We start from the raw sequence: 8,774 nt of genomic DNA, 5'->3' as shown, positions 1-8,774 counted from the left end.
GGGCGGGTGTGGGTGTCGGCCGCGTCGTCCTCGTCCTCGGCGTCGGTGCCGGCGGCCTTCAGTGTGGTCGCGGGGTCGTCGGTGACGCGCGGGTCCGCGGAGCGGGGGTCCTTGACGTCGTCGTCGGCGCCGGGGTCCGACGGCTCGGAGTCCTCGTCGTCGGTCCGCTCGGCCGCGTCCGCGTCGGCCTCGGCGGTGTCCTCGTCGTCGGCGCTGGCGGAACGGTCCGCCTCGGCCTCGTCGGCGTCACCGTGGCCCGCCCCGGAGCCGTCGGACGCCGCCACTGCGGCTTCCCGGGCGTCCGCGTCGGCCTCCGTGGGCTCCTCTGCGGGCTCGGGGTCGGCCTCGGTGTCGGTGTCCGCGCCGGGCTCGGCGGCTCCGGTGGTCTTCCCGGCCTCCTGTGCGTCCCTGTCGGCCTCCGTGGGCTCCTCCGCGGGCTCGGGGTCGGCCTCGGCCGTGCCGCCCTGCGACGGCTCGTCCGCCCGGTCGTCCTCGGCGTCGGTGTCCGCGCCGGGCTCCGCAGCGCCGGTGCCCTTCCCGGCCTCCTGGGCGTCCGCGTCGGTCTCCGCGGGCTTCTCGGCCTCCTCGGCCTTCCCGCCCTTCTCCGCGCTCTCGGCGGCAGCGGGCTCGCCCTCGTCCGCCGACGCCACCCACGCGGCGACGGCATCGCGCAGCCGCCCGTCAGTGCCCTCGGACCCCTCGGACCCATCGGATCCCCCGGAGGAGCCGGAAGCACCCTCCCCGGCGTCCGCCGCCGCGTCCTCGGCGTCCTCGGCGTCCGAGTCGCCCTCGGCTCCCTGGGCCCCCCGGGTTCCCCGGGCTCCCTCGGCCTCCTCGGAGTCCGAGTCGCCGTCGATCCGTTCGGCGTCGGCCTCGGTGTTCTCCGGCTCCTCCGCCGTCCGTGTGGACAGCACGCGGGTCGCCGTGTCGGCACCGCCTCGCGCAGCGGACCTCTCCCGGTCCCGGGCCACCGCGAGCCGCGGGTCGGCGACTTCGCTCCTGGCCTCCGGAACCGGACTCGCGCTCCCCGACGTCTTCTGTGCCGACGACTCGCGCTGCTTCGACCTGTCGGGGGACTCGCCCGCCACCGATGCCTCCTCCTCGCGCCGCATGCCCCGCATGCGCGTACCGAACCGTGAACCGCCGCCCGTGACACCGCTCCGGCGCTGTCCGAACCATGTACCAGTGTCCTGTGTGCGGGCCAAACCCATCCGGTAGACGAGAACGACATACCTACTGGTTCCACTACGAACCGGTCACGCACCCTCGACAGATGAATGTGAGAGGGGTCACCCTGTCTTTCATCCACGCGGGGAGGCATGGATGGGCAGGAGCCGCAGAACACTTCCGGAGGAGCTTCTGCTGCTGGCGTTGGACCCGACCACGGGTACCACCGCACAGCCGCAGTCGCTCGACCTCGGTCTGGCCGGAGCACAGCTAGTAGAGCTGGCGCTGGCCGGACGGATAGCCCCAGACGGGGATCGTATCGCCGTGGTGGCACCACGGCCGACTGGAGATCCAACACTGGACTGCGCATTGGAGTTGCTGCGACGGCGTGGCGCACCCGTGCGTGCCGTCCACTGGATCGGCGGGCCGCGTCTCGGGCTCCGCCAGACCTACCTCTCGCATCTGGAGCGGTGCGGCATGGTGCATGCCGTGGCGGGCCAGATGTGCGGAGTGCTGCCGACGACTCGCTACCAGGCGACGGAGACCGAGATCAGCCGGGAGATCAGGGCCCGGCTGGACTCCGCGATCCGCACCGGCGTACCGCCGGACCCGCGGACCGCGGCACTCGCCGCCCTCGCTCACGCAGTCGGTCTCGGCAAGCACCTGTACCCGGGCAACGAGGGACGTTCCTCTCGCTCCCGGCTCAGGGACCTGATCAGGCACGACCCCATGGGCGGTCTCGTCGCGCACGCGGTGATGGACGTCCAGAACGGCGTCGCGGCCCAGCCGCGCCGCAGCCCGGCACCGACCGGCCGCCAGGCCGCCGGCACGGCCAGGCCCGCCCCGGAACCCGCTCGCGGTGTTCCGATGCAGCCGCGCCACGGAAGCATGGCCCGGGCCGTGGCCCACTGAGCCGCGCCGCACCGGCACGACCTGGCACCAGCACGACTACGACCGGCACACGCACCACGCGACGCACGACCCGGTCACGGGAGCCGCTGCCCGAGCGGGGCGGAGAGAGCGCACACTCTCTTCGCCCCGCTCGGCATGCCGTGTCCGAACTGGCGTGTACCCGTCGCATATCCACCGTTTCCCAGCGGTAGTAAGCACCTTGGTGGCAGTCTGCTCAACAGCAGATACGCAAAGTAGAGGCACGCAGCCGGAGGTGCACGTCCCGTGGCGTCCAATGTCAATCCCACCGTCAGGCGGCGCCGGCTGGGCCAGGAGCTCCGCAGGCTCCGTGAGCTCAAGGGCATGACGGCCGAAGAGGTGGCCGAGCGGCTGCTGGTGTCGCAGTCGAAGATCAGCCGCCTGGAGAACGGGCGGCGCAGCATCAGCCAGCGTGACGTCCGCGATCTGTGCGGGGTCTACGAGGTCGAGGACCAGCGGATCGTCGACTCGCTGATGCAGATGGCCAAGGATTCCCGGCAGCAGGGCTGGTGGCACGCGTTCGGGGACATCCCCTACAGCGTCTACATCGGCCTGGAGACGGACGCCGAGTCCCTCCGGGTCTACGAACCCCAGATCATCACAGGCCTGTTGCAGACCCGCGCGTACGCCGAGGCCATCATCCGCGGCGGCTCGCCCGAGGCGTCGGAGGCGGACAACGACAAGCGCGTCGAGGTCCGGCTGCGCCGGCAGGGCCGAATCACGGCCGAGACGGAACCGCTGCGGCTGTGGGTGGTCCTGGACGAGGCGTCCCTGCACCGGATCGTCGGCAGCCGGCCGGTGATGCGCGAGCAGCTGGAGCACCTCGTCGAGATGTCGCAGCTGCCCCACATCACCGTGCAGGTCCTGCCGTTCGAGGTCGGGGCGCACGCCGGGATCAACGGGCAGTACTCGATCCTGGAGTTCGCCGACGCGGCCGACTCCAGCGTCGTCTACATCGAGGGTGTCACCAGCGACCTGTACCTGGAGAAGCCGCTCGACGTGCAGAAGTACACGGTGATGTACGAGCACCTGCGGGCCCAGTCGCTGAACGTGGACCAGTCGCGGCAGCTCATCGAGCGTGTGGCGAAGGAGTACGCGCGCTGAGCCGCCGCCGGAGGATGACCTTCCGTCGGGCAAAGCGCGGGATGCTACACCCCTGACACGCCTGACTGGAAGTCTCCCCTGGAATATGCCATCCAGTCGAGTGAATGACTGCTCCGTACGAGGATGTTGGCGAGTAGCGTCGATCACGCCAACCACCAGCACGGGTTGGCGTAAACGCAACTGGCAACGGAGCGAACATGGCAATTCGTCTGGGCGCCACGGAAACGTGGACGACGTCCTCCTACACCAACAACAACGGCGCGTGCGTGATGGTCAGGTCGACCGTCGACGAGGCCCTGGAGCTCGGGGACACCAAGATCCCCGAGGGCCCCAAACTGGCGTTTCCCGCCGACGCGTGGAGCGCCTTCGTGGCCTCGGTCAAGGCCTGACCCAGCGATCGACCCGCACGACGAGCACCACCGAAAGAGCCCTCTCGACCAGCATCGCCGTCCTTGCCGAGAGGGCTCCCTGGTGCCCGCAGGCCCTGAGCGGACCGTGCGCGGCTCAGCTCACCGGGAACGCGACGTCACACACCGGGTCCCCCGGTCCCGCCGCCGCCCAGTCCGCGAAGTAGAGCTCCCGGCAGGGGCCGGTCGCCGTCAGCCCCCGCGCCGCCATCCACTCCTCCACCGCCTCGAACGCGGCCAGGATCTGAGGGTGCGCCACCTGCGCCTTGGTGATCCTGGTGTACGCCAGCCGCCGGGCCGGCTCCACCCGCACCGCCGTCTCCCGCGCCCGGCCCCGCCGCTCGGCCCAGGCCCGGGCCGCCGCCTCGTCGGCCACGGGCACACACGCCTCCGCGGGGCCGTCGCTCTCCATCGACACCTCCGCGTGATAGGCGACGTACGGCACCCCGGCCACACCCCCGCACTCCCGGGCCGCCTCCTCCAGCCGGCCCAGTGCCGCCCCGATCCACGCCGGCAGCTCGTCCGCGAGCGTGTGCCGCTTCTCGGAGATCACCACCTCAGCGGGCATCTCCACCGTCTCGACCCTGAACTTCCCGTACATTTCGGAGCTCCTCCCCGACAGTCGTCCACGGAGGTACTCGGCGAGCGTCCGCTGCCCCGCCACCCGCGCCTCGACATCCGCCCAGTACGCGCCGAGCAGCCCGGCCGCCGCGGGCCCGTCACTCGCCGCGACCACCTCGGCGATCCGGGCGAGCGGCATGTCCAACTGCCGCAGCATGGCCACGAGCCGGGCCCGTTCGACCTGGCCGGCGCGGTAGTAGCGGTAGCCGGTGGCCCCGTCGACATGCGCCGGGGCCAGCAGACCCAGCCGGTCGTACAGCCGCAGGGCCTTCGGCGACAGGCGGGCGCGCGCGGCGAACGCACCGATGGTGAGCAGTTCCTGATCCGGTCCGTCCACCACGGCATCCTCCGTCATCGGGCGGCTCTTCCGCCCGACGACGAGGACGCTCGGGCCTGCCCCAGGGGCAAGGTCAAGCAGCGGGACGTCAGGCCAGCTGGGCCTCGATCGCCGCCACGACCTCCGCCGAGTCCGGCTCGGTCTGCGGCGAGAAGCGGGCCACGACCCGGCCGTCGCGGCCGATGAGGAACTTCTCGAAGTTCCAGCGGATGTCACCGCTGTGCCCCTCGGCGTCCGCGAAGCCGGTCAGTCGGTCGTACAGCGGGTGCCGGCCCTCGCCGTTCACCTCGATCTTCTCGGTCATCGGGAACGTCACGCCGTACGTGGCCGAGCAGAACTCGGCGATCTCGTCGGCGCCGCCGGGCTCCTGCCCGAGGAACTGGTTGCAGGGCACGCCGAGGACGGAGAAGCCGCGCGCCGCGTACTGCTCGTGGAGCTTCTCAAGGCCCGTGTACTGCGGGGTCAGGCCGCACTTGGAGGCGACGTTCACCACGAGTACCGCCTTGCCCGCGTACTGGGACAGGTCGGCCGGACCGCCCTGGAGGGCGGCGATCTCGACGTCGAGGGGAGAGGAACCGTTGTCAGTCGTCATGAGCGGATGCTAACTCCGGCGGGTGTCGGGCCGACCCGTCCCGGCCTCCACCAGGACCTGCCCCGCCGCGGTGCGCGAGTACAGCACCGACCGGCCCGCCCGCCGCCGCTCGACCAGCCCGGCGTCCAGCAGCACCCTCAGATGCCGGCCGACCGAGCCGAGCCCCTGCCCGGTCACGGCGACCAACTGGCTGGTGCTCAGCGGGGAGTCGAGAAGGACGAGCACACCGGCCCGGGCGGCCCCGAGCAGTGCGCCGAGGCTCGCGGGCACGGTTCGGCCGCCGGTGTCGGCGAGCACGCCCGAGCACGCGTAGATCACCGCGTAGCGGTCGGGCTCCTCCCAGGAGACCCAGCCGGTCCTCGGGGTGACCGGGACGAACAGGAGCTCGGCACCGGAGATCTCGCGGGGCGGGTACTCGTGCAGGTTCACCTGAAGCCGGTTGTCACCCAGCCACCGGGTCCGGCCCGGTCGCAGCGCGTCCAGCACCGCCGCCCAGCCGCCCCGGCTCACCTGTGCGGTACGGGCGACCACGTCCGCCTCCAGCACCCGCCGGCGCCGGTCCCACTCCGGCCGTACGGTCTCGGTCCAGACGTACGTCAGCAGGCCGGCCGCACGCTCGGGGAGGTCGTCCCGGTCCAGGGCGGCGGGAAGGGAGTCCCCCATGGTCGAGCGGAGCCGAGAGCTTGGGGGAAGGCCGGCGAGGGAGATCCGCAGATGGGCGCGGGCCTCGTCGGGGCGGGCCGCCCGCACCCGTGCCACCTCTTCCTCGAAGGTCTCCCGGTCTCTCGGGGCGGGCGTGAGGAAGTCGGCGATCCAGGACCGGCCCAGCCCGGCGCGGACGAGCAGCGCGGTCTCGGGGTCGGCGGCCAGCCGGGCCCGGTAGCCGGGCAGGTGGTCGCACAGCCAGGCCCGTTCGCCCGGGTGCGCGGGGGTGCCCCGGTGCAGCAGCTGGAGGCAGGCGAAGGTCTCGGCCAGCGGGGAGATCACGAACCGGCTCCCGGCCAGGGTGTCGGCGTTGATCTGCCACCAGCCCATGCGCACCCCCCGATGTTTCGCACCCGCGCGAAACAATAACCGGGCGATCCGGGGCGCCGGAGACTCCCCGCATGCGCAGCTACCGCGAACTGTTCCGCACGCCCGAGTTCACCCCGTTCTTCCTGGCCGCGTCGGCGCAGACGGTCGCCCAGACCATGGGCGGACTGGCCCTGGGCACCCTGGTCTACCGGGCGACCGGCTCACCGCTGCTGTCGGCGGTCAGCATGTTCGGCTCGTCGCTGGTGCAGGTGCTGGGCGCGACCTTCCTGCTCTCCGCCGCCGACCGGCTGCCCCCGCGCGCGGCCCTGACGGCCCTGCCGCTGTTCTTCGCCGCGGCCACCGCCGCCCTGGCCCTGCCCGGCCTGCCCATCTGGGGGCTCTTCGCGATCGTCCTCGCCAAGGGGCTGGCGGAGTCGGTGGGCGGGGGAGTGCGCTGGGGCCTGCTCAACGAGATCCTCTCCAAGGACGGCTATCTGCTCGGCCGCTCGGTGTTCAACATGATGAGCGGCCTCATGCAGATCGCCGGGTACGCGACCGGCGGCGCCCTCGTGGCCCTGCTGTCCCCGCGGCTGTCCCTGCTGGCCGCCGCCGGGCTGTACGGCACGGCGGCCGTCGTCGTCCGCCTCGGCCTGACCCGCCGCCCGCCCCGTACGACGGGCCGCCCCTCGGTGTCGGCGACCTGGCGCGCCAACGCGCTGCTCTGGTCGTCCGCACCCCGCCGCCAGGTCTATCTGGCCCTGTGGATCCCCAACGGCCTGGTCGTCGGCTGCGAATCCCTCTACGTCTCCTACGCCTCCGACTCCGCCGGCACCCTCTTCGCCTGCGCCGCGCTGGGCATGCTCGCCGGGGACGTGCTGGTCGGCCGCGTGCTCCCCCCGGCCCTGCGCTCCCGCCTGGGCTTTCCGCTCCTGCTGCTCCTGGCCGGCCCGTACGCGGTGTTCCTGCTGCACCCGGCGCTTCCGGTCGCGGCGGCCGCGGTGACGCTGGCCTCCGTGGGGTTCGGCGCGAGCCTCGTACAGCAGGAGCGGCTGGTGGCTCTCACTCCCGACGGGCTCACGGGACATGCCCTGGGGCTGCACTCGGCGGGGATGCTCACGACGCAGGGGGTGGCGGCGGCGCTGGCCGGATCGGTGGCCCAACTGACCTCCCCGGCGGCGGCGATGACGATGATGGCCGGGGCGTCGGCGGGGGTGACGCTGCTGCTGATGGGCGCGGCGAGGCGGGAGGAGATGAGTGTGGTCGGCCGCTGAAGGGGGCTATGACAGGCCGCTGTTGGAGTCGCGCGTGCGCTCAGGAAGTGAACTGCCGACGTGCGCGCAGGAGGTGACTGCCGGTGATCCCGCTCGTACGGCGGCTGCGGCCACGTGCGCTCAGGAGGGTGAACTGCCGGAGAAGGGAACGGGGACGGTCGCGGCCTCCACGAACACCTCGGGGACTTCGTTGTCCACGACGACCCTCGACAGCAGCACGGCCAGCCTTTCCCGCTCGGTGCCGCTCAGCCCGGAGGGCAGATCCTCCATGCGACGGCAAGTCTCGGCGTAGAACTTCCCGGCGAGCGCGGCTCCTTGTTCCGTCAGCCCCACCCGCACGGCCCGTCCGTCGCGCGGGTCGGCCTCCCGCCGTACCAGTCCTCGCCGCACCGTCCGGTCCACCAGCCCGGTCAGGCTCGACTTCGCCAGCCCGAGCGTCTCGCCGAGTTCGCTCATGCCGTACGGCTGGGACATCAGCACACACAGCAACTGCCCCTGCTGCGGCGTCAGTCCGTACGCCCGGCTGACCCGCGCGTACACACCGTCGACCAGGAACGCCGCACGCACCAGCGCGGCGACGACCCCCACCTGTCCGGCTGCCCCGTTCCCCATCGGGTCAGGGTACCGACCGGTCAGTCGCCGTGCGGGGGTGTGCGTCACTCCTCGTCCGGAGCCTCGCCCTCGATGAGGCGTTCGGCGATGTCGTCGGCCCACTCCTGGGCCCAGCGGCGCAGCCCGGCGACCGACGGGCCGTCGAGCCCGGCCACGGTGAACGCCCTGTCGTCGAGCCAGTCCGTGCCGGTCAGCCTGGCCTGGAGGTCGGTGAGGTCGAAGGTGTCGGGGGCGTGGCGGCGGCCGAGTTCTTCGAGTTCGGGGTGGCTCCAGCGGGCCGAGGCGGCGTGTACGTCGACCAGGTCGCGCACGAGCCCGCGGTCGGCCAGGTCCCGCACCCGGGTGCCGGCGAGGTCGTCGAGGGAGAGTGCCGGGCCGAGTTCCGTCTGCACGGGCGGGCGCCACAGCACCTCTTTGCGCAGGGCGACCTCGCACTCCACGCCGCCGGCCGCGTCGGTGACGGTGAACTGGGCGGACAGCGGCCCGGTCTCCAGGGTCCGCACGAGCCAGCCCCGCCCGACCAGCCCGGACCGGACGGTGTCCGCGATGGCCTCCATCGCGGCCGGGTGCTCGGTGGCGGCGTCCACGTCCGGCCCGGCCCGCTCCAGGAGCCCGTGCGCCAGCACGGCGTATCCGCCGGCGAGGACGAGGGAGTAGGCCTCACCCACCGCCAGCAGATCACCCAGGAGCCGGCCGGCGGGCTCGGGAACGGGGGGAGG

At 72.6% G+C, this 8,774-nt stretch carries 9 protein-coding genes and 1 pseudogene; 4 read left to right on the top strand and 6 right to left on the bottom strand.

Going from position 1 to position 8,774, the window contains the following annotated elements:
• Positions 1 to 1,121 (bottom strand): annotated as a pseudogene (locus C1J00_RS32375) (D-alanyl-D-alanine carboxypeptidase); the annotation flags it as partial.
• Positions 1,122 to 1,323: 202 nt separating this feature from the next.
• On the opposite strand from C1J00_RS32375, the gene C1J00_RS32370 reads away from it, so the two are divergent.
• The 3 genes from C1J00_RS32370 (at position 1,324) to C1J00_RS32360 (ending at position 3,590) form a co-directional block, all read left to right on the top strand.
• Positions 1,324 to 2,079: a GOLPH3/VPS74 family protein gene (locus C1J00_RS32370; RefSeq protein ID WP_102912543.1), complete on the top strand. Its 756-nt coding sequence runs from the start codon at positions 1,324 to 1,326 to the stop codon at positions 2,077 to 2,079.
• Between the two features lie 264 nt (positions 2,080 to 2,343).
• Positions 2,344 to 3,201: a helix-turn-helix domain-containing protein gene (locus C1J00_RS32365; RefSeq protein WP_062927438.1), complete on the top strand. Its 858-nt coding sequence runs from the start codon at positions 2,344 to 2,346 to the stop codon at positions 3,199 to 3,201.
• A gap of 197 nt (positions 3,202 to 3,398) precedes the next feature.
• The gene (locus tag C1J00_RS32360) at positions 3,399 to 3,590 is read left to right on the top strand and encodes a DUF397 domain-containing protein (RefSeq protein WP_102912542.1); all 192 of its coding nucleotides are present in this window, start codon (positions 3,399 to 3,401) and stop codon (positions 3,588 to 3,590) included.
• Positions 3,591 to 3,705: 115 nt separating this feature from the next.
• Here the strand turns inward: C1J00_RS32360 and C1J00_RS32355 are convergent, their stop codons facing one another.
• The 3 genes from C1J00_RS32355 to C1J00_RS32345 form a co-directional block, all read right to left on the bottom strand.
• Entirely contained in the window at positions 3,706 to 4,584 is an 879-nt protein-coding gene (locus C1J00_RS32355) for a MerR family transcriptional regulator (protein WP_102912541.1), read from the bottom strand.
• 70 nt (positions 4,585 to 4,654) lie between these two features.
• On the bottom strand, positions 4,655 to 5,158 hold the full coding sequence (locus C1J00_RS32350; protein ID WP_102912540.1) for a glutathione peroxidase: 504 nt from the start codon (positions 5,156 to 5,158) through the stop codon (positions 4,655 to 4,657).
• A 9-nt stretch (positions 5,159 to 5,167) separates the two neighbouring features.
• A complete protein-coding gene (locus tag C1J00_RS32345) occupies positions 5,168 to 6,193 on the bottom strand; it encodes an ArsR/SmtB family transcription factor (protein WP_102912539.1) in 1,026 nt (341 codons plus the stop codon).
• A 71-nt stretch (positions 6,194 to 6,264) separates the two neighbouring features.
• Between C1J00_RS32345 and C1J00_RS32340 the strand changes: the two genes are divergently transcribed.
• Positions 6,265 to 7,443 carry an MFS transporter gene (locus C1J00_RS32340; protein ID WP_102912538.1) on the top strand — a complete coding sequence of 393 codons (1,179 nt, stop codon included), beginning with the start codon at positions 6,265 to 6,267 and terminating at the stop codon, positions 7,441 to 7,443.
• 120 nt (positions 7,444 to 7,563) lie between these two features.
• Here C1J00_RS32340 and C1J00_RS32335 read toward each other — a convergent pair whose 3' ends face one another.
• A complete protein-coding gene (locus tag C1J00_RS32335) occupies positions 7,564 to 8,055 on the bottom strand; it encodes a MarR family winged helix-turn-helix transcriptional regulator (RefSeq protein ID WP_102912537.1) in 492 nt (163 codons plus the stop codon).
• A 44-nt stretch (positions 8,056 to 8,099) separates the two neighbouring features.
• A complete protein-coding gene (locus C1J00_RS32330; protein WP_107501880.1) occupies positions 8,100 to 8,741 on the bottom strand; it encodes a nucleotidyl transferase AbiEii/AbiGii toxin family protein in 642 nt (213 codons plus the stop codon).
• Between the last annotated feature and the right edge of the window lie 33 nt (positions 8,742 to 8,774).

The organism is Streptomyces cahuitamycinicus, assembly GCF_002891435.1.
Taxonomy (GTDB): Bacteria; Actinomycetota; Actinomycetes; order Streptomycetales; family Streptomycetaceae; genus Streptomyces; species Streptomyces cahuitamycinicus.
This window is presented reverse-complemented; position numbering and strand designations above follow the sequence as displayed.